The 24,531-nt window shown below is 74.7% G+C and carries 20 protein-coding genes; 14 read left to right on the forward strand and 6 right to left on the reverse strand.

Translation table 11 applies throughout. From position 1 onward, the window contains the following. Nucleotides 1-12: 12 nt before the first annotated feature. Nucleotides 13-2,937, forward strand: a complete 2,925-nt coding sequence (locus ACIGW2_RS15545; protein WP_399843965.1) for an FAD-binding and (Fe-S)-binding domain-containing protein — start codon at nt 13-15, stop codon at nt 2,935-2,937. A gap of 66 nt (nt 2,938-3,003) precedes the next feature. Here the strand turns inward: ACIGW2_RS15545 and ACIGW2_RS15550 are convergent, their stop codons facing one another. Then, complete coding sequence (locus tag ACIGW2_RS15550) at nt 3,004-4,605, reverse strand: peptide-N4-asparagine amidase (protein ID WP_399843967.1); 1,602 nt, start codon at nt 4,603-4,605, stop codon at nt 3,004-3,006. A gap of 191 nt (nt 4,606-4,796) precedes the next feature. Here ACIGW2_RS15550 and ACIGW2_RS15555 point away from each other — a divergent pair, with 191 nt between their 5' ends. Both ACIGW2_RS15555 and ACIGW2_RS15560 read left to right on the forward strand, forming a co-directional pair. Beyond that, complete coding sequence (locus tag ACIGW2_RS15555) at nt 4,797-6,599, forward strand: ABC transporter transmembrane domain-containing protein (protein ID WP_399843969.1); 1,803 nt, start codon at nt 4,797-4,799, stop codon at nt 6,597-6,599. After that, entirely contained in the window at nt 6,596-8,377 is a 1,782-nt protein-coding gene (locus ACIGW2_RS15560) for an ABC transporter ATP-binding protein (protein ID WP_399843970.1), read from the forward strand. Before ACIGW2_RS15555 ends, ACIGW2_RS15560 begins: the two co-directional genes overlap by 4 nt. Nucleotides 8,378-8,389: 12 nt before the next feature. Here the strand turns inward: ACIGW2_RS15560 and ACIGW2_RS15565 are convergent, their stop codons facing one another. Next, nucleotides 8,390-9,319 carry a zinc-binding dehydrogenase gene (locus ACIGW2_RS15565; RefSeq protein WP_399843972.1) on the reverse strand — a complete coding sequence of 310 codons (930 nt, stop codon included), beginning with the start codon at nt 9,317-9,319 and terminating at the stop codon, nt 8,390-8,392. 89 nt (nt 9,320-9,408) lie between these two features. On the opposite strand from ACIGW2_RS15565, the gene ACIGW2_RS15570 reads away from it, so the two are divergent. Next, nucleotides 9,409-10,053, forward strand: a complete 645-nt coding sequence (locus ACIGW2_RS15570) for a TetR family transcriptional regulator (RefSeq protein WP_391656314.1) — start codon at nt 9,409-9,411, stop codon at nt 10,051-10,053. A gap of 101 nt (nt 10,054-10,154) precedes the next feature. On the opposite strand, the gene ACIGW2_RS15575 is transcribed toward ACIGW2_RS15570, so the two are convergent. After that, complete coding sequence (locus tag ACIGW2_RS15575) at nt 10,155-10,946, reverse strand: metal-dependent hydrolase (protein ID WP_361588338.1); 792 nt, start codon at nt 10,944-10,946, stop codon at nt 10,155-10,157. A 126-nt stretch (nt 10,947-11,072) separates the two neighbouring features. On the opposite strand from ACIGW2_RS15575, the gene ACIGW2_RS15580 reads away from it, so the two are divergent. Beyond that, nucleotides 11,073-13,646, forward strand: a complete 2,574-nt coding sequence (locus tag ACIGW2_RS15580) for a DUF3516 domain-containing protein (RefSeq protein ID WP_356067867.1) — start codon at nt 11,073-11,075, stop codon at nt 13,644-13,646. A gap of 22 nt (nt 13,647-13,668) precedes the next feature. Then, a complete protein-coding gene (locus tag ACIGW2_RS15585) occupies nt 13,669-14,532 on the forward strand; it encodes an acyl-CoA thioesterase II (protein WP_361588336.1) in 864 nt (287 codons plus the stop codon). Nucleotides 14,533-14,551: 19 nt separating this feature from the next. On the opposite strand, the gene ACIGW2_RS15590 is transcribed toward ACIGW2_RS15585, so the two are convergent. Then, a complete protein-coding gene (locus tag ACIGW2_RS15590) occupies nt 14,552-14,761 on the reverse strand; it encodes a DUF6011 domain-containing protein (RefSeq protein ID WP_391656316.1) in 210 nt (69 codons plus the stop codon). A 39-nt stretch (nt 14,762-14,800) separates the two neighbouring features. Between ACIGW2_RS15590 and ACIGW2_RS15595 the strand changes: the two genes are divergently transcribed. The 6 genes from ACIGW2_RS15595 (at nt 14,801) to ACIGW2_RS15620 (ending at nt 20,331) form a co-directional block, all read left to right on the forward strand. Beyond that, complete coding sequence (locus tag ACIGW2_RS15595; protein WP_361587869.1) at nt 14,801-15,283, forward strand: glutathione peroxidase; 483 nt, start codon at nt 14,801-14,803, stop codon at nt 15,281-15,283. After that, nucleotides 15,276-16,046 (forward strand): putative protein N(5)-glutamine methyltransferase, encoded by a 771-nt coding sequence (locus ACIGW2_RS15600; RefSeq protein ID WP_399843977.1) that lies wholly within the window; start codon nt 15,276-15,278, stop codon nt 16,044-16,046. The genes ACIGW2_RS15595 and ACIGW2_RS15600 overlap by 8 nt, the downstream gene beginning before the upstream one ends. Nucleotides 16,047-16,136: 90 nt before the next feature. Continuing rightward, nucleotides 16,137-16,337, forward strand: coding sequence for a DUF2795 domain-containing protein (locus ACIGW2_RS15605; RefSeq protein ID WP_361587873.1), 201 nt, complete (start codon nt 16,137-16,139; stop codon nt 16,335-16,337). A 97-nt stretch (nt 16,338-16,434) separates the two neighbouring features. Further along, on the forward strand, nt 16,435-17,106 hold the full coding sequence (locus ACIGW2_RS15610) for a winged helix-turn-helix domain-containing protein (RefSeq protein WP_391656320.1): 672 nt from the start codon (nt 16,435-16,437) through the stop codon (nt 17,104-17,106). After that, entirely contained in the window at nt 17,103-18,470 is a 1,368-nt protein-coding gene (locus ACIGW2_RS15615) for a sensor histidine kinase (protein ID WP_399843980.1), read from the forward strand. The genes ACIGW2_RS15610 and ACIGW2_RS15615 overlap by 4 nt, the downstream gene beginning before the upstream one ends. Nucleotides 18,471-18,597: 127 nt before the next feature. Then, nucleotides 18,598-20,331 (forward strand): alpha/beta fold hydrolase, encoded by a 1,734-nt coding sequence (locus ACIGW2_RS15620; RefSeq protein WP_399843981.1) that lies wholly within the window; start codon nt 18,598-18,600, stop codon nt 20,329-20,331. Between the two features lie 13 nt (nt 20,332-20,344). On the opposite strand, the gene ACIGW2_RS15625 is transcribed toward ACIGW2_RS15620, so the two are convergent. Continuing rightward, nucleotides 20,345-21,721, reverse strand: coding sequence for a cytochrome P450 (locus tag ACIGW2_RS15625; protein WP_399843983.1), 1,377 nt, complete (start codon nt 21,719-21,721; stop codon nt 20,345-20,347). Nucleotides 21,722-21,822: 101 nt separating this feature from the next. Between ACIGW2_RS15625 and ACIGW2_RS15630 the strand changes: the two genes are divergently transcribed. Next, nucleotides 21,823-22,305 (forward strand): VOC family protein, encoded by a 483-nt coding sequence (locus ACIGW2_RS15630; protein WP_391656324.1) that lies wholly within the window; start codon nt 21,823-21,825, stop codon nt 22,303-22,305. A gap of 65 nt (nt 22,306-22,370) precedes the next feature. Here ACIGW2_RS15630 and ACIGW2_RS15635 read toward each other — a convergent pair whose 3' ends face one another. Beyond that, entirely contained in the window at nt 22,371-23,603 is a 1,233-nt protein-coding gene (locus ACIGW2_RS15635; RefSeq protein WP_399843985.1) for an acyl-CoA dehydrogenase family protein, read from the reverse strand. Between the two features lie 185 nt (nt 23,604-23,788). On the opposite strand from ACIGW2_RS15635, the gene ACIGW2_RS15640 reads away from it, so the two are divergent. Then, entirely contained in the window at nt 23,789-24,439 is a 651-nt protein-coding gene (locus tag ACIGW2_RS15640) for a TetR family transcriptional regulator (RefSeq protein ID WP_391656326.1), read from the forward strand. The last annotated feature ends 92 nt before the right edge of the window (nt 24,440-24,531 follow it).

A 24,531-nucleotide genomic window follows, 5' to 3' on the forward strand; every position in this document is an offset into this window, starting at 1 on the left:
GGAGCGCTGGCCATGCCCGTAGGGGAGCCGAAGCCGCAGTCGCTGCGAGCCGGTACGAAGCGGCGGGCGCTGCCCGACCGGGTGCCGGACCTCCACGCCCGCGGCACGCCGAAGCACCTGCGCGAGGAGCTGGTCGCCGTCCTCGGCGCCGACAAGGTGCTCTCGACCGTCTCCGACCTGGTGCGCTACGCCTCCGACGCGAGCCCCTACCGCTTCCTGCCGCAGGTCGTGGTGGTGGCCGAGGACGTCGACGACGTGTCGGCCGTCCTGTCGTACGCGCGCGGCAAGGGCCGCGAGGTGGTGTTCCGGGCCGCCGGGACCAGCCTCAACGGGCAGGCGCAGGGCGAGGACATCCTGGTCGACGTGCGCCGGCACTGGGCGGGCGTCGAGGTCCTGGACGGCGGCGCGCGGGTGCGGATCCGGCCCGGCACGACGGTGGTCCGGGCGAACGCGGCGCTCGCGCCGTACGGCCGGGTGCTGGGCCCCGATCCGGCGAGCGCCCTCGCCTGCACGATCGGCGGGGTGGTCGCCAACAACGCCTCCGGGATGACGGCCGGCACCACCCGGAACGCGTACCGCACCCTCGCCTCGCTCACCGTCGTGCTGCCGAGCGGCACCGTGGTCGACACCGCCGACCCGGCGGCCGACGAGGAGCTGGCCCGGGCCGAGCCGCGGCTGTGCGCGGGCCTGCTCGCCCTGAAGGCGGAGATCGAGGCGGACCCGGAGCTGACGGCCCGGATCCGCGCCAAGCACACCATCAAGAACACCAACGGCTACCGGCTCGACGCCTTCCTGGACGGCGCGACGCCGGTGCAGATCCTGCGCGGCCTGATGGTGGGTTCCGAGGGCACCCTCGGGTTCATCGCCGAGACGGTCTTCGACACCCTCCCCCTGGACCGGCGGGTGTCCACGGCGCTGCTGTTCTTCCCCTCGCTGCCGGCCGCGGCGGCCGCCGTGCCGCGCTTCAACGCGGCGGGCGCGCTCGCCGTGGAACTGATGGACGGCAACACCCTGCGCGCCTCGGTGCGCGTGCCGGGGGTGCCGGGCGACTGGGCGGAGCTGCCGAAGGAGACCGCGGCACTGCTCGTGGAGTTCCGGGCGCCGGACGAGGCCGGGCAGCGGGCGTACGAGGAGGCGGCGGCCGCGGTCCTCGCGGAGCTCGACCTGGTGGCGCCGGTGCCCTCCGTGGACAACGCCTTCACCCGGGACCCGGGCACGATCGGCGGTTACTGGAAGGCGCGCCGGGCCTTCGTGACGGCGGTCGGCGGCTCCCGTCCGTCGGGCACGACCCTGATCACCGAGGACTTCGCGGTGCCGCCGGAGCGGCTCGCGGAGGCCTGTGCGGAGCTGCTCGACCTGCAGTCCCGGCACGGTTTCGACGCGGCGGTGGCGGGCCACGCCGCCCACGGCAACCTGCACTTCCTGCTGGCCTTCGACGCCGGTGACCCGGCCGACGTCGAGCGCTACGCCTCCTTCATGGACGACTTCTGCAAGCTGACCGTGGAGCGCTTCGACGGCTCGCTGAAGGCCGAGCACGCCACCGGCCGCAACATCGCGCCGTTCCTGGAGCTGGAGTGGGGGGCGAAGGCGACCGAGCTGATGTGGCGGACCAAGGAGGTCGTCGACCCGGAGGGACTGCTCGCACCGCGGGTCGTCCTGGACCGCGACCCGCAGGCCCACCTGCGCGGCCTGAAGACCATTCCGACCGTGGAGGCGGTCGCCGACCCGTGCATCGAGTGCGGGTTCTGCGAACCCACTTGCCCCAGCCGGGACCTGACGACCACTCCGCGCCAGCGGATCGCGCTGCGCCGGGAGATGATGCGGCAGGCCGACGGTTCTCCGGTCGAGTCGAGCCTGCTCGAGTCGTACGGCCACGACGCCGTCGACACCTGCGCCGGGGACTCGACCTGCGCGCTGGACTGCCCGGTCGGGATCGACACCGGTGCGCTGATGAAGGGCTTCCGGCACGAGCGGCACTCCGCGCGCGAGGAGCGCCTCGCGGCCCTCGCGGCGCGGAACTTCAGGGCCGTGGAGGCCTCGGCGCGGCTCGCGGTGGCGACGGGCGCGCACCTGGGCGACGGGTTCCTGGAGTCGGTGACCGGCCTCGCGCGCCGGGCCGTGCGGCCGGACCTGGTGCCCGCGTGGCTGCCGGAGATCCCCGGGGCGGCCGGCCGCCGGCTGCCGCGCACCCACCGGCCGGCCGCCGTCGCCGTCTACTACCCGGCCTGCGTCAACCGGATCTTCGGCAACCCGGAGGAACTTGACGGTCCGTCACTGCCGGAGGCGGTGGTGGCGCTCGCGGCCCGCGCCGGGCGGCCGGTGTGGATCCCGGACGACGTGGCGGGCACCTGCTGCGCCACCATCTGGCACTCCAAGGGCTACGAGCGGGGCAACGAGGTGATGGCCAACCGGGTCGTGGAGGCCGCCTGGGGCTGGACCGCCGGGGGCCGGCTGCCCCTGGTGGTCGACGCGTCCTCGTGCGCCCTGGGCCTCGCCCGCGACGTCGTGCCCTTCCTCACCGAGGACAACCGCGCGCTGCACGCCGAACTCACCGTCGTGGACTCGCTGGTGTGGGCGGCCGACGAGCTGCTGCCCCGCCTCGACGTGCGCCACCGGGTCGCGTCGGCGGTGGTGCACCCGACCTGCTCGATGCGGCACCTCGGCGACGAGGAGAAGCTCACCGAGCTGGCCGCGGCCTGCGCCGAGGAGGTCGTCGTCCCGATGGACGCGGGGTGCTGCGCCTTCGCCGGCGACCGGGGCATGCTCCATCCGGAGCTGACCGCCTCGGCCACCGCACGGGAGGCCGCCGAGGTGACCGCCCGGCCCTTCGACCTGCACCTCTCGGCCAACCGCATGTGCGAGGTCGGCATGGACCGGGCGACCGGCCGCACGTACCACTCGGCGCTGATCGCCCTGGAGCGCGCGACCCGCCCCTGACGCAGGGCGCCCCGGTGCGGTGTCCGGGCCCGCGGCGGGGAACGCCGGGGCCCGGACACCGCCGGTTCAGCAGCGCCGCAGGTCCTCGACCAGGGTGCCCTGGACGGTCTTCAGGGAGCGGTCGTAGCAGCCGGCGGAGCCGAAGAGGCGGTAGCGCTCGGCGCTGGTGCCGACGGCGTGCCGTTCCTCGCGCGGGACGCCGAGGGTGAAGGCGGCGTCACCGGTGTAGCTGTCGTCGAGCCGGGACCAGGACAGCCGCCTGCCGTCGCGGACGACGTCGACGGCGGCGCGGTCGCCGATGGTGAGGACGGTCCGCAGCCGGTTGCCGGAGTCGACGGTGATCTCGCCGTCCATCGTGTACGTGCGGTGGGTGCGGGTCGCGGTCCGGCCGGTGGTGACGGTCTCGTCGTCGGTCCAGGAGGCGGTGAGCGCGTCCGGGTTCTCCTCGGCGCCCCAGCGGTGGGCCGAGGTGTTCTCGACGGTGCGGGTGACCGTGGTGGCGACCCGGCCGTGCGAGGTGTTCAGGTGGCCGGCGACGGTCAGGGTGTGCCCGCCGGCGGTGTCGACGCGGTCGGGCGAACCGGGCGTGTGCACCGAGGAGTTGCGCGGGGTGCCGGACTCGTGCCGGTCGAGGGCGCCGGTGACGACCGTGCTGCCCTCGTCCTGCCACAGCAGCACGTTGGCGGGCACGCTCCAGCCGCTCTGCCCGGCGGGCACGCCGGCGACGGAGACCTCGACGCGGTGGGCCCGCCCGTCGTTGAGGACGGCCGCGAAGGGGGTCAGGTCGTAGACGACCGGCTGCACGTCGAAGGCGCGCGGGGCGGGGATCACGTACCAGAGGAAGGGGTTGGACCAGCCGCCGGTCCACACGTGCGGGAAGGGCGCGGCGATGCCGGCCAGCTTGCCGTCGACGGAGATCCGCACCTCGCGGTACGGGCCGTCGGTGGCCTTGCACGAGTAGGGCGCCGCGTCGGGGACGGTCAGGTACCAGAACTCCTCGCAGCCGCCGCCCGAGCCGGTGGCGTACACCTCGGCGAGGACGCGTTCGGTGTTGCGCGGGGTGGTGAGGGTGCCGTCGGTGAGCGGGAGGACCCGGTCGGGGGTTCCGGCGGCGGGCTTCACCGTGCCCTGGGCGGTGTGGAAGGTGAGGGTGACGCGGACGTCGATGACGCCGGTGTAGGTGTCGTTGACGACGTTGCCGATGAGCATCTCGACGGGCTGGGGGCGGCTGAGGGTGTCGCGGTAGCGGGTGACGTCCTTCTCGACCGCCCAGGTGATGCCCTCGGGCGAGGGTTCGGGGGTGGAGGTGCGGAGGATCTCGACGCCGCCGACGCTGAGGTGGCCGAGCCGGTCGTACTGACGGCCCTTCACCTTGCCCTCCAGGCGCAGCACCACCTTGTTCCAGCGGGTGCCGCACTCCTTGGGCGGGGCGTAACTCCCCTTGTACGGCGTGAAGTCGCGGAACTGGGCTGCGGCGAGGGTGACTTCGCAGCTGGGGGTGCCGGGGACGGCGACGGGCGGGCCGGCGGTGACCGGGTCGTGCCAGTCGGTGGTGAACTCGGCCGGCGGGACGGGCGCCTCGTCCGCGTGGGCGGCGGGTCCGGCGAGCAGCAGACCGGCGGACAGGGTGAGTCCGCCGATCATGCTCATGATCTTCCGTTGTCTCATGGGTCGGCAGTGAAGCGCGGGACCCGGGGGGCGGTCCAGAGGGCGTGGGCCCGCCTTGGCGGGTTCTGGCCGGAGTTGCCGGAAAATCGTTTGCCGGGACGGCCTCTGCGGCGCAAGCCTGGCGGGGACGGGCGTGCCCCGTCCGTGACCGAGCCGATGACCGCGCCTGCGGTCGACTCCCGTGGGGCGCCATGAAGATCCAGGACCTGCCGTATGCCGACCCGGGGGTGCCGGACGTCCGCTCGGGCTTCCGCTTCCTCCTGTGGCTCGGCCGCGGACAGCTGGGCGGACAGCTCGCCTGCCTGTTCTGGGGGCTGTTGATGCAGCTCGGCATCGCCGGGCTGCCGCTCGGCGTGGGCCTGGCCGTGCAGGCGGTGGTGGACCGGGACGGCGGCCGGTTCGCGCTCGGGATCGGCCTGCTGGCCGGCTGCGGCCTGGCCATCGCGGTCGGCGACACCATGACCCACCGGGTGGCCGTGACCAACTGGATCACCGCCGCCGCCCGGGTCCAGCAGCTGCTCGCCCGCAAGACCGCCGAGCTCGGCGCGGTGCTGACCCGCCGGGTCGCGGCCGGCGAGGTGGTGGCCGTGTCCACGGCCGACGTGGAGAAGATCGGCTGGTTCGTCGAGGCCGTCTCGCGGTTCGCGTCCGCCGCCGTCGCGCTGGTCGCGGTCTGCGTCGGACTCGTCCTGTACGAGCCGGAGCTGGGCCCGCTGGTCGCCGTCGCCGTGCCGGTGCTCGCGCTCGCCGCGCTGCCACTGCTGCCCCGGGCCACCCGGCGGGCCGACGAGCAGCGCGAGAAGGCCGGGCGGGCCACCGAGCTCGCCTCCGACACCGTGGCCGGGCTCCGGGTGCTGCGCGGCATCGGCGGCGAGGAGCTGTTCCTCGGCCGCTACCGGGCCGCCTCCCAGGAGGTGCGCGGGGCCGCCGTGCGCAGCGCCCGGATGTGGGCGCTGATCGCGGCGCTCCAGGTGCTGCTGCCGGGCCTGCTGCTGCTCGGGGTCGTGGTGTACGGCGCGCGGCTCGCGCTGGACGGACGGATCTCGGTGGGCGCGCTGGTCACGGTGTACGGCGCGGTGGCCCTCACCCATCATCCGCTGCGCACCTTCGAGGAGATCGCCATGGCGTACTCCTTCTCGCGCCCCTCGGCGCGGCGGGCCGCGCGGGTGCTCGCCCTCTCCCGCACCGCCACCGTGCGGGCCGGGACGGAGGCCATCGTGCCGGGCGGGGAGCTGTACGACCCGGTGACCGGGGTGCGGGCGCCGGCGGGCGCGTTCACGGCGGTGGTCTGCGGCGATCCGGACGCGGCCGGCCGGCTGGCGGACCGGCTCGGCGGGCATCCGGCGGAGCCGGACGGGGAGCACGCCTCGGTGCTGCTCGGCGGGGTGGCGCTCGACGCGCTGCCGCTGGACGTGGCGCGGACCGCGGTGCTGGTGCAGGACAAGGAGCCGGTGCTGCTCTCGGGCACCCTGGCGGAGCTGCTCGACGTGCCGGCCTCGGGCCAGGTGCCGGCGGCCGAGGCGCTGGACGCGGCCCGTTGCGGGGACGTGCTGGACGCGCTCGCGCAGGCCTCGGTGGACACCGGCGGCGACCCGATGCGGACCCGGATCACCGAGCGCGGCCGGTCGCTGTCCGGCGGCCAGCGCCAGCGGCTCGCGCTGGCCCGTTCGCTGGTGACGGACCCACAGGTGCTGGTCCTGGACGAGCCGACCTCGGCGGTGGACGCCCACACCGAGGCGCGGGTGGCGGCGGGCGTCAAACGGCTGCGGTCCGGGCGGACCACCGTGGTCCTGGCCTCCTCGCCGCTGCTGCTCGACCTCGCCGACCGGGTGGTCCTGGTCGACGGGGGCAGGTCCGTCGCGGTCGGCACCCATCGCGAACTGCTCGCCGCCGAGCCCCGCTACCGGGCGGTGGTGACGCGTGAGACGGACCCGGGGGCCGGGCTCGACGACGCCCTGGTCCCGCTCGGCGAACGGAAGGGAGAAGGCGCGTGATCCGCGTCGAACCGCCCGCGTACGACCCGGCGGCACCCCGCTCGGCCACCACCCTGCCGGTCGCCGGCGGGGCCACCGTCCGCGGCTACGTACGGGCGCTGCTGCGCCGGCACCGGCGGGCGTTCGCGGTGCTGATCGCGGTCAACGCGATCGCCGTGACCGCGTCGATGGCGGGGCCGTATCTGCTCGGCTCGGTCGTGGACGCGCTCACCGCCGGCTCCCGGGAGCCGCGTCTGGAGCGCACGGCCGTGCTGTTCGCGGGGGCGCTGCTGGTCCAGACGCTGTTCGTGCGCCTGGTGCGGCTGCGCGGCGCGATGCTCGGCGAGGAGATGCTGGCGGACCTGCGCGAGGACTTCCTGGTGCGGGCGGTGGCGCTGCCGCCGGGCGTGCTCGAACGCGCGGGCACGGGCGACCTGCTGTCCCGGATCACCGCCGACGTGGACCGGCTGGCCAACGCGATGCGGGAGGCGGTGCCGCAGCTCGTCATCGGCGTGGTGTGGGCGGGGCTGCTGGTGGCGGGCATCGCGGTCACGGCGCCGCCGCTCGCGCTCGCGCTGCTGCTGGCCGCGCCGCTGCTGTTCGCCGGCTGCCGCTGGTACTTCCGGCGCGCGCCGTCGGCGTACCGCTCGGAGGCCGCCGGGTACGCGGCGGTGGCCGCCGCCCTCGCGGAGACGGTGGACGCGGGCCGTACGGTCGAGGCGCACCGGCTCGGGCGGCGGCGGGTCGCGCTGTCGGACCGCCGGGTCGAGGAGTGGACCCGGTGGGAGCGGTACACGCTGTATCTGCGCACGGTGCTGTTCCCGGTCGTCACCCTCACCCACACCGTGGTGCTCACCGGCGTCCTGGTGATCGGCGGCTTCCTGGTCTTCCAGGGCCTGCTGGACGTGGGACGGCTGACCACGGGCGCGCTGCTCGCGCAGATGCTGGTCGACCCGATCGGGATCGTGCTGCGGTGGTACGACGAGCTCCAGGTGGCCCAGGTGTCGCTGGCCCGGCTGGTCGGCGTGCGGGAGATCGAGCCCGCGGCGGGCGAGGAGGCGGTGCGGCCGGAGGGGCGCGCGGTGCGGGCGGACGAGGTGCGCTTCGGCTACCGGGAGGGCGTGGACGTGCTGCACCGGGTGTCGCTGGACGTCGCCCCGGGCACCCGGCTGGCCCTGGTGGGCCCGTCCGGCGCCGGGAAGTCGACGCTGGGCCGGCTGCTCGCGGGCGTGTACGCGCCGCGCGCGGGCACGGTCACGCTCGGCGCCGCGGAGCTGGCCCGGATGCCGGCCGAGCGGGTCCGGGAGCACGTGGCCCTGGTGAACCAGGAGCACCACGTCTTCGTGGGCTCGCTCCGGGACAACCTGCGGCTGGCCCGGGCGGACGCCGGGGACGCCGAGCTGTGGGCGGCGCTCGCGGCGGTCGACGCCGAGGAGTGGGCGCGGGGGCTCGACGGGGGCCTGGACGCCGAGGTCGGCTCGGGCGGCCGGACGCTGACCCCGGCCCAGGCCCAGCAGGTGGCGCTGGCCCGGCTCGTCCTCGCCGACCCTCACACCCTGGTCCTGGACGAGGCGACGTCGCTCCTGGACCCGCGCGCGGCCCGCCACCTGGAACGCTCGCTCGCCCGGGTCCTGGCCGGCCGCACGGTCGTGGCGATCGCCCACCGGCTGCACACCGCGCACGACGCCGACCTGATCGCGGTCGTCGAGGACGGCCGGATCAGCGAGCTGGGCAGCCACGCGGACCTGGTGGCGGCGGACGGCGCGTACGCGGCGCTGTGGCGGTCCTGGCACGGCTAGCCCGGCGGGCTTTCAGGAGAGGGTCAGGACCGCCTTGCCGTGGAGGCGGCCCGAGCGGAGGGCGTCGACCGCCTCGGCGGCCCGGCTCCAGTCGCCGCGCCAGGTGACGCCCGGGTCGAGGTCTCCGGCGGCGACGCGTCCGGCGAGCCAGCCGAGGTCGCGGGCGAGGCCGGTGCAGGAGAGCAGGAAGAAGGTGGCCAGGGAGCGGTCGTGGCGTCCCTCGTGGCCGAACAGCGCGCCGTACGGGAAGTCCTCGCCCCGGCCGTCGGAGTGCCCGACGGCCACCAGGGTGCCGCTCTCGGCGAGCCTTTCCCAGCCCTCGACCAGGTGCGGGCCGCCGAGGAGGTCGATCACGCCGTCCACCGGTCCGGCCGTGTCGGCGGGGCGCCGGACCACCTCGTGGGCGCCGAGGCCGCGCAGCAGCGGGCCGTTGGCCGCGGGGTCCCCGGTGGTGGCCACGACGTGGGCGCCGGCCGCGCGGGCGAGCTGGACGGCGTAGCGCCCGACTCCCCCGGTCGCGCCGGTGATCAGCACGGCCCGGCCGAGCAGCGGGCCGAGCCGGTGCAGGGCGCGCAGCGCGCTCGCGCCGGCGACGGGCACGGTGGCGAGGGCGGCCGGGTCGGCGCCGGTGGGCGCGGGGCCGACGAGGTCGGTGTCGACGGCGCGGAGCTCGGCCCAGGCCCCGTCCGGCATCAGGGTCACGACCGGGGTGCCGGCCGCCGGTCCGGAGCCGTCCGCCGCGGCGCGCTCGACGATTCCGGCGGCGTCCCAGCCGAGCACCGCGCCCTGTGGGGCGGCCGCCAGGCCGAAGGTGATCTCGCCGGGGTTGAGCGAGGTCGCGGTCACCCGGACGAGGGCCTGGTGGGGCCCGGGTTCGGGGTCGGGGGCGGTGCCGAGCCGCAGTCCGGCGGGGGCGTCGCGGTCGACGAGCAGGGCGCGCATCAGAAGGACCTCCAAGATTCTGCCACTGAGTGGCAGAAGCCTACAGGTGGCTTTCGCTGCCCGGGATCGGCGGTGGCTACAGTGACCGGGTGAGCCCCGAGACCTCCGCCGCCCTGCCGCTGCGGGAGCGCAAGAAGCTGCGCACCCGGCAGTCCCTGACCGACACCGCCCTGCGGCTCTTCGGCGAGCGCGGGTTCGACGCCGTGACGCTGGACGAGCTCTGCGAGGCGGTCGAGGTCTCCAAGCGGACCTTCTTCCGCTACTTCGCCAGCAAGGAGGACGTCGCGATGGCGCCCACCCAGGACCTCTGGGCGGCCTTCCTCGACGTCCTGGAGGAGGTCGCGCCCGACGGCCGGCGCCTGCTCGCGGTGTACGAGGACGCACTCGTGGCGGCGATCGGCCGGATGCCGGCCGAGGGCTGGGCGGAGCGGGTGGTGGCGAGCCGGCGGCTCGCCGCGCGCACCCCGTCGATGGACGCGCACGGCCTCGCCTTCTGCGACCGCACCACCCGGTCCGCGCTCGCCGTGACCGCCCGGCGCTTCCCCCCGCCCGGCGAGGCCGGCACGCTGCACGCCCGGCTGGCGCTGGACGTGCTCGTCGCGGTCTTCCGGCAGGCCCTCGACGCCTGGGTCGCCGAGCCGTCCGGCCACGCCCCGGCCGCCCTCGCCCGCCGACTGCGGGCCACCTGCGCCGAGCTGCCCCGGGCCCTCGCGGCCACGGCCCCCACGAGCTGAGCCCCGCCCCCGCCCCGTACGCCGCCCGGACAGCGCGAAGGGGCCGCACCGGTTCGTCCGGTGCGGCCCCTGAGACGTACGGCTCCTGGGTCGTACGACTCCTAGAAGAAGCCGAGCGCCGAGGCTCCGCCGACGCCGCCGAGCAGCATGAAGGCCGGCATGAGGACCTTCAGCTCGACCCAGCTGCCGGCCCGGAAGCGCATGCCCTTCGGCGGGCCGACCGGGTACCAGCGCTTGCGGCCGACCGGGATGGGCCACAGGATCGGGCAGCCGGAGACGGTCAGGGCGTCGCCGATGTCGTGGACCAGGGCGCCGAGGACGATCGGCAGGCCGAGCCAGAGGTACTCCTGGCCCGGCTGGGTGAAGAGCCAGTCGGCGCCGTTGCCGGGCTGGTCCAGGACCCCGGCGAGGATCCACGCGCTGGTCGCGCCGAGCAGCCACACCAGGACGTCGCTGGACATCCGCGCGGCCCGCCACAGCAGGCCCTCGACCGCCAGGACCAGGTGCACGAAGAGGATCGCCAGGACCGCCCAGCGGCCGCCGGTGACCGCCGCGACCGAGCAGCCGCCGCCGATCAGCACCGCCCACACCCAGGTGTGGGTGAGCGTGCGGTGGCCGCCGGAGCGGCGCGGGTCCTGGGCGGTGCGGGTCGCCTTGTAGACGGCGTACGAGAGCTTGTCGACGATCTCGCACAGGCCGCGGGAGACCGGGCCGAAGGCGCGCGAGATGGTGGCCGACTTGTGGTCGAGGTCGGGGGCGAGGGCGGCGCCCGCGCAGATGAGCGCGCCGACGACGAGAACCGGCCACGGCATCGGGTGGTCGAAGGCGGCCGCCGCCGCTCCCACGCCGAGCCAGGCCGCCGCTCCGGACAGCGAGTGCGCCGGTCCCATCATGATTCTTCCCGCCCCGTTCCTCGCCGTCGCCCGCCGCCGTCCGGCGGTCTCCCCGCGCCCGGACGCCCAGTTGACGCCCGGTCGGCCGTCGGCCGCACGCCCGGCCGACGGGTCAGCCTATCGTCCGTGATCTTCGTTCCGGTGGCCGGTTCCCTCATCCGGGCGGAATCCAGGCAAGATGGGGTCGTGACCCTTATCGATCAGCTGCCGCCGACCGCCGACCCCGACGCCCTCTTCGAGGCCTTCTCCTCATGGGCGGAGGGCCGGGGCATCACGCTCTACCCGGCCCAGGAGGAGGCGCTGATCGAGGTGGTCTCCGGGGCCAACGTGATCCTCTCCACCCCCACCGGCTCCGGGAAGTCGCTGGTGGCGGCGGGTGCGCACTTCACGGCCCTGGCCAATGACCAGGTCACCTTCTACACGGCGCCGATCAAGGCGCTGGTGTCGGAGAAGTTCTTCGAGCTGTGCAAGATCTTCGGCACCGAGAACGTCGGCATGCTCACCGGCGACGCGTCCGTGAACGCGGACGCGCCGGTGATCTGCTGCACCGCCGAGGTCCTCGCCTCCATCGCGCTGCGCGACGGCAAGGACGCCGACATCGGCCAGGTCGTCATGGACGAGTTCCACTTCTACGCGGAGCCGGACCGCGGCTGGGCCTGGCAGATCCCGCTCCTGGAACTCCCGCAGGCCCAGTTCGTCCTCATGTCGGCGACCCTCGGCGACGTGTCGATGTTCGAGAAGGACCTGACCCGGCGCACCGGCCGGCCCACCTCGGTGGTGCGCTCGGCGACCCGGCCGGTGCCGCTCTCGTACGAGTACCGGCTCACGCCCATCACCGACACCCTCACCGAGCTGCTGCAGACCAAGCAGGCGCCGGTCTACATCGTCCACTTCACACAGGCGCAGGCGGTGGAGCGCGCCCAGTCGCTGATGAGCATCAACATGTGCTCGCGCGAGGAGAAGGACGCCATCGCCGAGATGATCGGCAACTTCCGCTTCACCACCAAGTTCGGCAAGAACCTGTCCCGTTACGTCCGGCACGGCATCGGCGTGCACCACGCCGGCATGCTGCCGAAGTACCGGCGACTGGTGGAGAAGCTGGCGCAGGCGGGCCTGCTGAAGGTCATCTGCGGCACGGACACCCTGGGCGTCGGCGTCAACGTACCGATCCGCACGGTGCTGTTCACCGCGCTGACGAAGTACGACGGCAACCGGGTGCGCACCCTGCGGGCCCGGGAGTTCCACCAGATCGCGGGCCGGGCCGGCCGGGCCGGCTTCGACACGGCCGGTTTCGTGGTGGCGCAGGCGCCCGAGCACGTCATCGAGAACGAGAAGGCGCTGGCGAAGGCCGGCGACGACCCGAAGAAGCGCCGCAAGGTGGTCCGCAAGAAGGCCCCGGAGGGCTTCGTCGGCTGGACCGAGAACACCTTCGAGAAGCTGATCGCCTCCGAGCCCGAGCCGCTGACCTCCCGCTTCCGGGTCACCCACACCATGCTGCTCTCGGTGATCGCCCGCCCGGGCAATGCCTTCGAGGCCATGCGCAAGCTCCTGGAGGACAACCACGAGCCGCGCAGGAACCAGCTGAAGCACATCCGCCGGGCCATCGCCATCTACCGCTCGCTGCTCGACGGCGGGGTGGTGGAGCAGCTGGACACCCCGGACGCCGAGGGGCGCACCATCCGGCTGACCGTCGACCTCCAGCAGGACTTCGCGCTCAACCAGCCGCTGTCGACCTTCGCGCTCGCCGCCTTCGACCTGCTCGACCCCGAATCCCCCTCGTACGCCCTGGACATGGTGTCGGTGGTCGAGTCCACCCTCGACGATCCGCGGCAGATCCTGCACGCCCAGCAGAACAAGGCGCGCGGCGAGGCGGTCGGCGCGATGAAGGCCGACGGCGTCGAGTACGAGGAGCGCATGGAGCGGCTCCAGGAGGTCACGTACCCGAAGCCGCTCGAAGAGCTGCTGTGGCACGCGTACAACGTCTACCGCAAGTCGCACCCGTGGGTCGGCGACCACCCGGTGTCGCCGAAGTCGGTCATCCGTGACATGTACGAACGGGCGCTGTCCTTCACGGAGTTCACCTCCTTCTACGAGCTGGCGCGCACCGAGGGCATCGTGCTGCGCTACCTCGCGAGCGCGTACAAGGCGCTCGACCACACGATCCCGGACGACCTGAAGACGGAGGACCTGGAGGACCTGATCGCCTGGCTGGGCGAGATGGTGCGCCAGGTGGACTCCTCGCTGCTCGACGAGTGGGAGCAACTGGCCAATCCGGAGCTGGAGTCCGCGGAGGAGGCGCAGGAGAAGGCCGACCAGGTCAAGCCGGTCACCGCGAACGCGCGTGCCTTCCGGGTGCTCGTGCGCAACGCGATGTTCCGCCGGGTGGAGCTGGCGGCGCTGGACGACGTGGACCAGCTGGGCGAGCTGGACGCGGAGTCCGGCTGGGACGCGGACGCCTGGGGCGAGGCGATGGACGGCTACTGGGACGAGTACGACGACCTGGGCACCGGCCCGGACGCGCGCGGCCCCAAGCTGCTGTCCATCGAGGAGGACCCGGCGCACGGCGTCTGGCGCGTCCGGCAGACCTTCGCGGACCCGAACGGCGACCATGACTGGGGCATCAGCGCGGAGGTGGACCTGGCGGCCTCGGACGAGGAGGGCCGGGCCGTGGTCCGCGTGACGTCGGTCGGACAGCTGTAGAGATCCCTGGAGGAGGACGACGGTGACCAACCCCGCCGAGAGGCTCGTGGACCTGCTCGACCTGGAGCGGATCGAGGTGAACATCTTCCGCGGCCGCAGCCCGCAGGAGTCGCTCCAGCGGGTCTTCGGCGGGCAGGTCGCCGGCCAGGCCCTGGTGGCGGCCGGCCGCACGGTGGACGACGAGCGCCCGGTGCACTCGCTGCACGCCTACTTCCTGCGGCCGGGCCGCCCCGGCGTGCCGATCGTCTACCAGGTGGAGCGGGTCCGCGACGGGCGGTCCTTCACCACCCGGCGGGTCACGGCGGTCCAGGAGGGCCGGACGATCTTCAATCTGACGGCCTCCTTCCACCTCCCGGAGGAGGGCGCCTTCGAGCACCAGCTCCCGCCGAGGCACCTCACCGACCCGGAGAGCCTGCCGAAGCTCCCGGACGAGATCCGCGACCACCTCGGCGCCCTCCCGGAGGCGCTGGAGCGGATGGCCCGCCGTCAGCCCTTCGACATCCGCTACGTGGACCGGCTGCGCTGGACGAAGGACGAGGTCGCCGGCACGGACCCGCGCAGCGCGGTGTGGATGCGGGCGGTGGGACCGCTGGGCGACGACCCGCTGGTGCACACCTGCGCGCTCACCTACGCCTCGGACATGACGCTCCTGGACGCGGTCCGCATCCCTATTGAACCGCTGTGGGGCCCGCGCGGCTTCGACATGGCCTCGCTCGACCACGCCATGTGGTTCCACCGCCCCTTCCGCGCCGACGAGTGGTTCCTCTACGACCAGGAGTCCCCGATCGCCACCGGCGGCCGGGGCCTGGCCCGCGGCCGGATCTACGACCGCGAGGGGCGGCTGCTGGTGTCGGTGGTGCAGGAGGGTCTCTTCCGGAAGCTCTAGGGCCACCGCTCGTCGGTCCCTAGACGCCGGGCAGGGTGTCCTGCTCCACCTCGTGGCGGCGGGTGCGGATGTCCGGGCCCGCCGGGTGGAGCTTGGCGTCGCAGGCGGGGCCGAGGCCGGTGCGGCGGGACTCCGGGCCGGTCAGGGGGCGGCCGCAGAGGCGGCAGCGGATCCGGCGGGGCGCGGCCGGGGCGGAATCGATGTCGATTGCCAGTGGTTCGTCTCCCATGCTGAGATCAAACCCCATCGGTGTGACAAGGAGCCTCCCATGAGCCTGTACGACATCCCCCTGACCACCCTGTCCGGCGATCCGCTGTCGCTCGCGGACTTCCGCGACAAGGCCGTCCTGGTGGTCAACGTGGCCTCCAAGTGCGGGCTGACCCCGCAGTACGCGGGCCTGGAGCGGCTCCAGAAGGAGTACGGGGAGCGCGGGTTCACCGTGCTCGGCGTGCCCTGCAACCAGTTCGCCGGCCAGGAGCCGGGCAGCGCCGAGGAGATCGAGACCTTCTGCTCGACGACGTACGGGGTGAGCTTCCCGCTCCTCGCGAAGACCGAGGTCAACGGGGCCGGGCGGCACCCGCTCTACGCCGAGCTGACCAAGGTCGCGGACGCCGGGGGCGAGGCCGGGGACGTGCAGTGGAACTTCGAGAAGTTCCTGATCGGGCGGGACGGCGCGGTCACCCGCTTCCGGCCGCGCACCGAGCCGGAGGCCGCGGAACTCGTCGCCGCCATCGAGGCGCAGCTTGTCTGACCTCGGGGTGGTGGAGCGGCTGCGGGCCGCGGGCTGCGTCTTCGCCGAGGAGGAGGCGGAGCTGCTGCGCGCGGCCGCGGCCGGTCCGGCCGAGCTGGACGCCATGGTCGAGCGGCGGGCGGGCGGCCTGCCGCTGGAGCACGTGGTGGGCTGGGCCGGGTTCGCCGGGCTGCGGATCGAGCTCGACGGCGGGGTGTTCGTCCCGCGCCGGCGCACCGAGTTCCTGATGGAGCTGGCGGTGGGGCTGGCCCGGCCCGGCGCCGTCTGCGTCGACCTGTGCTGCGGCTCCGGCGCGGCGGGCGCCGTGCTGCTGGCGTCCGTCGCGGGCGCCGAGGTGCACGCCGCGGACATCGATCCCGCGGCGGTGCGCTGCGCCCGCCGCAACGTGGAACCGCGCGGCGGCCGGGTGTACGAGGGGGACCTCTTCGACCCGCTGCCGACCGCGCTGCGCGGCCGGATCGAGGTCCTGGTCGCGAACGTCCCGTACGTGCCCAGCGCGGACGTGGCACTGCTGCCGGCCGAGGCCCGCGAGCACGAGCCGCTGATCGCGCTCGACGGCGGCCCGGACGGCCTCGACGTGCTGCGCCGCGTCGCGGCCGGCGCGGGGCGGTGGCTGGCCCCGGGCGGCCACCTGCTGTTCGAGACCAGCGAGCGCCAGACGGACGCGGCCGTGGCGGCGGTCACCGCGCACGGCCTGACGGCCCGGGTCCACACGGACGAGGACCGCTGGGCCACGGTCGTGGTGGCGACCCGGACCGCCTGACCGACCTCCGCTCGGGACGCATCCGCGGGCGGATCCGGGGCACGCGCCACGAGATCCGCCACGGGACCGAAGCGAGAGGAGGCCGACGTCATGGCAGACGTGAGTCCCATCGACGTGCAGAAGGCGCTCAAGGGTGCCGAGTACCCGGCGAAGGGCGACGACCTGGTGTCGCTGGCCGAGCGCAACGGCGCCGACGACCGGGTCGTGGAGCGGCTCCGTTCCTCGGGGACGAAGCGCTACGACGGCCCCGACGACGTCCAGAAGGCACTCTTCGGCGGCGGCGACGGCTGAGCCGCGCGCCCCCCGGGCGGGACCGGGCCCGCCCCGCGGGCCCGCCCCGGGGGCTGACCGGCGGGGCGTGTGGCGGGGCACCGCCTAAGGTGTGCGGGTGCGCGTACTGCTGGTCGAGGACGACGAGAATCTGCGGTTCGGGGTGGCCGCCGCCCTGCGGGCCGCCGGGTTCGCCGTCGACGAGGCGGACGATCTGCCGCGGGCCGACGAGGCGCTGTTCGTGACCGCGTACGACTGCGCGGTGCTCGACCGGATGCTGCCGTCGGGGGACGCCGTCACCCTCGTCGAGCGGCTGCGCCGGGACGGCCTCGCCGTGCCGGTGCTGTTCCTGACGGCGCGCGACACGGTGGCCGACCGGCTCGCGGGCTTCGCGAGCGGCGGCGACGACTACCTCGTCAAGCCGTTCGCGGTGCCCGAGCTCGTCGCCCGGGTGCGGAGCCTGTGCCGCCGCTCCGCGGTGGTCCGGCCACCGGTGCACCGGGTCGGCGACCTGGAGATCGACACGGCGCGCCGGCAGGTGCGCCGGGGCGGGGTGCTTCTGACGCTGACAGGCCGGGAGTTCGCCGTCCTGGAGGTCCTCGCGGCCCGCGCCGACCAGGCGGTCCCGCGCGGCGAGCTGATCGAGAGCTGCTGGGACGAGATGGCCGAGCCGCAGTCCAACGTCCTGGAGGTGCTCGTCTCCCAGCTGCGCCGCAAGCTCGGCGAACCGGCCCTGATCCGTACGGTGCGCGGGGTCGGCTACCGGCTCGCCCCGCCCGGCGCGCGGTGAGGGCCGCCCGGCTCCCGCGCCGCTCCTCGCCGCCGACGCCGACGGCCCGGGTGCTGCGGCTGCGCCGGCGGATCAGCGTGCTGTTCGCGCTGACCAGCGCCGTCGGTCTGGTCGCGATGGCGGTCTTCGCCGTGCGCAGCGACAGCGGGCGCTGGCGGGAGCAGCTCGACCACACCCTGGACGCGGACACCAGCTGGGCGCTCGGGCTGCTGGAGACCGACGAGGACGGACGCCTGGACACCGACGTCCTGGCCGACACGGCCGACCTCGACTGCCCGCCGCTCACGGTCCTCCTGGTGGCCGGGGACGACCCGGCCGAGCTGCGCGTCCGGCACGCGCCCGGCAGGCCGTGCGTGTCCGTGAGCCGGGCCGTGGTCCTGGACGCCGGGCGCGCGGCGGCGCGGGCCGGGGAACCGCGGGCCTTCGACCGGCGGGCCGCCGACGGCACGCCGGTACGGGTCTTCGCGCTGCCCTTCTACGCGGCGGAGGCCGCCGGCGACGACCCGCCGCAGGGGGTCCTCGTGACGACGGCAGACGCGTCCGCGCAGCAGGAGGACCACCGGCGCCTCGTCCGCCTGGTGACGGGCGGCTGCGCCCTGCTCGTGCTGCTGTCCGCGGCCGTCGGGCACCTCCTCTCCGGCCGGGCGGTCCGCCCGGCCCTGGAGGCCCTGGGCCGGCAGGAGGCCTTCCTCGCGGACGCCGCGCACGACCTGCGCACCCCGGCCGCCTCGCTGCGGACGCTCGCCGAGACGGCGCTGCGCGGCGAGACCGACAGCGCGGACGTGCACCGGCGCACCCTGCGCCTGGCGGAGGGCATGGGCAGGCTGGTCGACGGGCTGCTGACCCGGGCCCGGCTCATGTCGGGCACGGCCGCCGTGGCGCGCCAGCCGCTGCGGCTCGACCAGCTCGTCGAGGCCGTCGCCGAGGAGGTCACGGAGGCCCCGGAGGCGGCCGCGGCGGGCCACCGGGTGCGGGTGGAGGCCGAGGACACCGTCGTGCTCGCCGACCCGGACCTGGTGCGCCGGGCCGTGGCCAACCTCCTCGGCAACGCCCTCGTGCACGGGCACGCCCCGGGCGTCCCGGCGGACGTGCGGGTCACGGTCACGCGGGACGGCACGCTGACGGTCGAGGACGCCGGCCCGGGGCTGCCGCCGGAGCTCGCGGGGAGCCTGTTCGAACGGTTCCGCCGCGGCTCGGGCTCCGGTCCCGGTTCGAGCCGTCCCGGCTCCGGCTCCGGCTCCACCGGTCTCGGCCTGTCCATCGCGGCCTGGGTGGCGCACGCGAACGGGGGCGCCCTCACGGCGGAGCCCGGCACCCGCGGCGGCGCCCGCTTCGTGCTGCGCCTGCCGACGCCCCCGGGTTGAGGGCGCGTCCCCTCTCCCCCGCCCCCGGCGGCCCCGGCCACCGCGGCACCCGGCCGTCCCGCCTCAGGAAATCCTCAGCATCGGCGCGTGATCCTTCGGGGGACCGACCAGCCCCAGGGAGTTCCTCGTGATCCGCGCCCTCGCCCGCCGCCGTCCGCGCACGGCCCTCGTCACCGCCCTCGCCGTGCTCGGCGCCACGTCGCTCGCAGCCTGTACGGCGGGGCCCGGACCGCGGGACGACCGGCCGCGCACGCCGGCCGCCGCCGACCCCGCGAACCGGCCCGAACTGCGCCGCTTCTACGGGCAGAAGCTCGACTGGCGGCCCTGCGGCGCCTTCCGGTGCGCCGCGCTCACGGTCCCCATGGACTACGCGCGCCCCGGCGACGGCCGGACCTTCGTGCTGCCGGTGGCCAAGGCCGCGACCGCCTCGCCGGACCGCCTGATCGGCTCCCTCCTCTACAACCCGGGCGGCCCCGGCGAGCGCGGGGTGCGGGCGCTGAAGGACGGCCTGGCCGACGAGCTCGGGCGGGGCGTGCGGGAACGGTTCGACGTCGTGGCCTTCGACCCGCGCGGGGTCGGCGAGAGCAGGCCCGCGCTGACCTGCCGGAGCCGGGACACGGTCGACACTCCGGACATGCCAGACACACCGGACACGGCGGCCCCGACCGCCGCCGGCGCGCCGCTGCACCCCCGTACCGCCGAGGAACGGGCCGCCGTGCTCGCCGACGCCCGGGCGACCGCGGAGGCCTGCCGGGAGGCGAGCGGTCCGCTGCTGCGGCACGTCGGCACGGACGACGCGGCGCGCGACCTGGACGTGCTGCGCGCGGCGCTCGGCGAGCGGAGGCTCACGTACGTCGGCTGGTCGTACGGCACGAGCCTGGGCACCTCGTACGCCGAGCAGTTCCCGCACCGGGTGCGGGCGATGGTCCTGGACGGGGCGGTCGATCCGGCGCTGGACTGGCGGCAGCGCGCGCTGAGCCAGGCCAAGGGCTTCCGTGACGCCGTCGCGGACTACGCCCGCAGCTGCGCCGACACCGTCGGCGAGCGCTGCCCGGGGGCGACGCCCGAGGAGATACGGGCGCTGATCGACCGGCTCCTGGAGCGCGCGCAGCGCAAGCCGCTGCCGGTCGACGGCTCCGGGGTCGGGCTCGACGCGGCAGGCGTGGTCTCCGCGCTCAGTCTGTCCATGTACACCCCGGAGGCGCAGTGGGAGGAGTTGTCCGAGGCCCTGCGCGCCGCCGACGCCGGGGACGGCACCAGGCTGGCGGCCCTCGGCACGGAGGACGGCGAGGACACGGAGGACACGGAAGGCCCCGAGGGAGACGACGGCACCCCCGAGGACGCCCAGGACACCGAGCACACCGAGGACACCGGCGACTCCGAGGACTCCGGCGACTCCGAGGACTCCGGCGACGAGGACGCCGGGGAGGGCGACGGCGTGCCCGAGGACAACTCCGAGGCCGCCCTGATCGCGGTCAACTGCCTCGACGTCCCGCACCCCCGCGACGAGCGCGCCTACTGGGACGCGCTCGACCCCGCCGAGCGGGCCGCCGGGGTCTACGGCACCACCGGCGTGACCGGCGAACTGGTCTGCGAGGACTGGCCGGCCGGGCCGGGGCGGCCGCACCGGGTGGCCGCCCCGGGCGTCCCGCCGGTCCTCGTCGTGGGCACGGCGGGCGACCCGGCGACGCCGTACGGCGAGGCGGTGAGCCTGGCCCGGCAGTTCCCCGGCGGCATGCTGCTCTCCTTCGAGGGTGCCGGGCACACCGGCTACGGCCGGAACGCCTGTGTCGACCGGAAGGTCGAGGCCTATCTCGTCGACCTGGCCCCGGTGGGCCCCGGCACCCGCTGCGCGGCCTGACGCCGGCGGCCCGTCACTTCCGGGGCTTCAGGCGGCAGCGGGTCGGGCCGAGGGCCTGGAGGGTGATCGCGGAGTCGAGCGGCACGTGGGTGTCGATCGCCTCCAGCTCGTAGCCCTGGAGGATCATCGCGAGCGCGATCGTCGACTCCAGCATGGAGAAGTGCTGGCCGATGCAGGCGCGCGGCCCGCCGCCGAAGGGGAAGTACGCGTAGCGCGGGCGGGCGGCCTCTGCCTCCGGGGTGAAGCGGTCGGGGTCGAAGCGCTCCGGGTCCTCCCAGTAGCGCGGGTGCCGGTGGGTGACCCAGGAGGAGACGACGACGTCGGCCCCGGCGGGGATGGTGTGGCCGCCGATCTCGGTGGCCGCGACGGCCCGACGGCCGATGGCGGGGGCGGCCGGGAAGAGCCGCATGGCCTCCTTGAGGACCCGGGTGAGGTAGGGCAGGGCGTCGAGGTCGGCGGCCTGAGGGGTGCGGCCGCCGAGGACCCGGTCGAGCTCCTCGTGGGCGCGCGCCTGGTGCTCGGGGTGGCGGGCCAGCAGGTGGAGGGCGAAGCCGAGCGAGGTCGCGGTGGTCTCGTGGCCGGCGAGCAGGAACACGAGGACCTGTTCGCGCAGTTCGGACGCGTCGAAGCCGCTGCCGTCCGCCTCGCCGGCGGCGACGAGCAGGGTGAGCAGGTCGCGGCCCTGGGCGGCGGTGCCGCTCGCGCGCCGTTCGGCGATGATCCGGTCGCAGACCGCGTAGAGCTCCTCGTGGGCGACGGCGGCCCGCCGGTTCGAGGGCAGCGGCCAGGAGCGGGGCGGCTTGCGGGGCGAATAGCCGCGCCGGGACACGTAGGCGCCGAGCACCGGGAAACAGCGTTCGACGATGTCGACGGCCGCGTCGACGTCGGTGCCGAACAGGATGCGGGCGACGGCGCGCAGCGCGAGCCGGGTCATCTCGTGGACGACGTCGACGGTCTCGGCGCCGCGGGCCTGCCAGCCGTCGGTGAGCCGGGTGACCTCGTCGGCCACGGCGGAGGCGTAGGTCTCGACGCTGCGGCGGGTGAACAGCGGCTGGACGAGCCGGCGTTGGCGCAGGTAGTCGGCGTCCTGGCTGGTGAGCAGGCCGTTGCCGAAGGACTCCCGGATCTCCTGGTAGAAGGCGTTGTCCTTGCGGAAGTTGGCGGCCTCGCCGGCCAGCACCTGCTGGACGCCCTCGGCGGAGAAGACGCAGTGGACGGTGGCGCGCAGACCGGGCGGTCCGGCGACGATCCGGACCACGTCGCCGTGGTCGCGGCGGGCCTTGAGGAAGGTGCCGAGCGAGTCGTTCTTGAGGTCGAGCAGCGAGCCGATCAGTGGAAGTCCGGTGACTTCGGGAACGGTTGAGGTGGTGGTGCCGGTGGTGGTCGCCATCGTGCCGTCTCCCCCTTGTGAGCTTCGGTGGCGGGTCGATTGTCCCGCAGCCGGGCGGCGCTGTCCCGTCGCTTGTCAGTGGTGTCTGCGAGGCTTTCCGCATGGACGCACACGAGACCGAAGGCCCCGGGCCGGTGTTCCAGCTCACCGTGGACTGCGCGGACCCCGCGCGGCTGGTCCCGTTCTGGGCGGCGGCGCTGGGGTACGTGCCGGAGCCGCCGCCGGAGGGCCACGCGAGCTGGACGGCGTACTGGCGCGCCATGGGCGTGCCCGAGGAGGAGCTGGCCGGCGGCGCGGGCGAGCTGCCGGAGTCGATCGTGGACCCACGGGGCGCGGGGCCGCGCGTCTGGTTCCAGCAGGTGCCCGAGCCGAAGACGGTGAAGAACCGGCTGCATCTCGATCTGAAGGTGGGCGGCGGCCGGGCGGTGCCGATGTCCGTCCGGCGCTCGCGGGTGGACGCGGAGGTGGCGCGGCTGACCGCACTGGGCGCGTCCGTGGTGCGCGTGAGCGACCGGCCGGAGGGCATGGACCACTACGCGGTGCTGCTCCGGGACCCGGAGGGCAACGAGTTCTGCGTCGTGTGAGCCCTCCGGGCCCGGGCGGCCCGGGGCCTGGACTCCCCGGGGGCCGGTGTGCCGGTGGCCGCGGGTCAGCGGATCGGCATGCCGGAGAGGGTGCGGGCGATGACCAGGCGCTGGATCTCGCTCGTGCCCTCGAAGATGGTGTAGATGGCGGCGTCGCGGTGCATCCGCTCGACCGGGTACTCGCGGGTGTAGCCGTTGCCGCCGAGGATCTGGATGGCCTGGGCGGTGACCTTCTTGGCGACCTCGCTCGCGTACAGCTTGGACATGGAGCCCTCGGCGGAGGTGAAGGGCTTGCCGGCGGTGGCCATCCAGGAGGCGCGCCAGACGAGGAGGCGGGCGGCGTCGATCTGGGTGCGCATGTCGGCGAGCTGGAAGGCGACGCCCTGGTTGTCGATGATGGGGCGGCCGAACTGCTCGCGGGTCTTGGCGTAGTCGAGGGCGACCTCGTACGCGGCGCGGGCGGTGCCGACGGCCATGGCGCCGACGGCGGGGCGGGAGGCCTCGAAGGTGGCCATGGCGGCGTTCTTGACGCGCTCGCCGTTCCCGGTCCGCTTCGCGCGCTCCCGGGCCCGGGCGAGGCGCTCGTCGAGCTTCTCCTTGCCGCCGAGCAGGCAGTGGCCGGGGACGCGGACGTTCTCCAGGACGACCTCGGCGGTGTGCGAGGCGCGGATGCCGTGCTTCTGGAACTTCTGGCCCTGGGAGAGGCCGGGGGTGTTCGGCGGCACGATGAAGGAGGCGTGGCCCTTGGAGCCGAGCTCGGGGTCGACGACGGCGACGACGACGTGGACGTTGGCGATGCCGCCGTTGGTGGCCCAGGTCTTGGTGCCGTTGAGCACCCACTCGTCCTTGGCCTCGTCGTAGACGGCGCGGGTGCGCATGGAGGCGACGTCGGAGCCGGCGTCGGGCTCGGAGGAGCAGAAGGCGGCGACCTTGACGTCGTTCGCGTCGCCGTACATCTGCGGGACCCAGGTGCCGATCTGCTCCTCGGTGCCGTTGGCGAGGACGCCGACGGCGGCGAGGCCGGTGCCGACGATCGAGAGCGCGATGCCGGCGTCGCCCCAGAAGAGCTCCTCCATGGTCATCGGGATGCCGAGGCCGGTGGGGTCGAAGAACTGCTGCGCGTAGAAGTCGAGGGAGTAGATTCCGAGCTTGGCGGCCTCCTGGATGATCGGCCAGGGGGTCTCCTCGCGCTCGTCCCACTCGGCGGCCGCGGGGCGCATCACGTCGGCGGCGAAGCCGTGGAGCCAGTCGCGCACCTGCTTCTGGTCGTCGTTGAGTTCGAGCGTGAACTCGGCCATGATCCCTCCCGGCGGTGTGTTACTTGCGGTAACCCCATCTTGTTACCGGTGGGTATGGGCTGTCAACCAGCAGCGGAGCAGTTCCTGGCGGCCCCCGCCGGGCACCGGCCGGACGGCACCGGGTGCCGCCCGGGTGTTACGTTGCGACAGCCTCAGGAATTTCGTACGGGCGGGGAGACACGCTGATGACCACCACACAACGGAGCACCACCGACCAGCAGAAGCCGGCCGACCAGCGCCGGCGCGAACTGCTGGAGGCGGCGGACCGCGTGGTGCTCCGCGACGGCCCGCAGGCCTCGATGAACGCGATCGCCGCCGAGGCGGGGATCACCAAGCCGATCCTCTACCGCCACTTCGGCGACAAGGGCGGCCTCTACCGCGCCCTGGCGACCCGGCACACCGACGCCCTGCTCGCGGCCCTGCGCGCCGCCCTGGACGCCCCGGCCGACCGCCGTCAGCGGGTCGAGTCGACCCTCGACACCTACCTCGCCTCGATCGAGGCGATGCCGCAGGTCTACCGCTTCCTCATGCATCCGGCCGAGGAGCCGCACCAGGCCGAGCAGGGCTTCGACGTCGGCCGCCACTCGGCCCCGCTGCTGCGGCGGATGGGCGAGGAGCTGGGCCAGGTGATCGCCGAGCGCATCGACCTCGGCCCCGGCGGCGAGGCGCAGGCCCGGATCTGGGGCCACGGCATCGTCGGCATGATGCACGCGGCCGGCGACTGGTGGCTCGGTGAGCGCCCCTGCTCCCGCGCCGAGCTCGTCCGCAGCCTCGCCGACATCCTCTGGGGCCGCCTGGCCCTGGCGGACGACCGCGCCGACGGGCCGGGCTTCTAGCGGCCCGGTTCGCCTCCGGAGCGCTTGGGTGCCGGGCTCGCGGCCCCGACCGTGCTCGACCGGCTCGTGCCTCGCCCGTCTCCGCGCGCCCG

The organism is Streptomyces sp. NPDC053541, from assembly GCF_044544705.1.
GTDB lineage: Bacteria > Actinomycetota > Actinomycetes > Streptomycetales > Streptomycetaceae > Streptomyces.

Coding starts and splice junctions, on each gene's coding strand:
- ACIGW2_RS15550 (WP_399843967.1), bottom strand. CDS start 4,605: ATGAGACAACGGAAGATCATGAGCATGATCGGCGGACTCACCCTGTCC.
- ACIGW2_RS15590 (WP_391656316.1), bottom strand. CDS start 14,761: ATGGGAGACGAACCACTGGCAATCGACATCGATTCCGCCCCGGCCGCG.
- ACIGW2_RS15575 (WP_361588338.1), bottom strand. CDS start 10,946: ATGATGGGACCGGCGCACTCGCTGTCCGGAGCGGCGGCCTGGCTCGGC.
- ACIGW2_RS15640 (WP_391656326.1), top strand. CDS start 23,789: ATGACCACCACACAACGGAGCACCACCGACCAGCAGAAGCCGGCCGAC.
- ACIGW2_RS15565 (WP_399843972.1), bottom strand. CDS start 9,319: ATGCGCGCCCTGCTCGTCGACCGCGACGCCCCCGCCGGACTGCGGCTC.
- ACIGW2_RS15555 (WP_399843969.1), top strand. CDS start 4,797: ATGAAGATCCAGGACCTGCCGTATGCCGACCCGGGGGTGCCGGACGTC.
- ACIGW2_RS15625 (WP_399843983.1), bottom strand. CDS start 21,721: ATGGCGACCACCACCGGCACCACCACCTCAACCGTTCCCGAAGTCACC.
- ACIGW2_RS15630 (WP_391656324.1), top strand. CDS start 21,823: ATGGACGCACACGAGACCGAAGGCCCCGGGCCGGTGTTCCAGCTCACC.
- ACIGW2_RS15635 (WP_399843985.1), bottom strand. CDS start 23,603: ATGGCCGAGTTCACGCTCGAACTCAACGACGACCAGAAGCAGGTGCGC.
- ACIGW2_RS15545 (WP_399843965.1), top strand. CDS start 13: ATGCCCGTAGGGGAGCCGAAGCCGCAGTCGCTGCGAGCCGGTACGAAG.
- ACIGW2_RS15595 (WP_361587869.1), top strand. CDS start 14,801: ATGAGCCTGTACGACATCCCCCTGACCACCCTGTCCGGCGATCCGCTG.
- ACIGW2_RS15605 (WP_361587873.1), top strand. CDS start 16,137: ATGGCAGACGTGAGTCCCATCGACGTGCAGAAGGCGCTCAAGGGTGCC.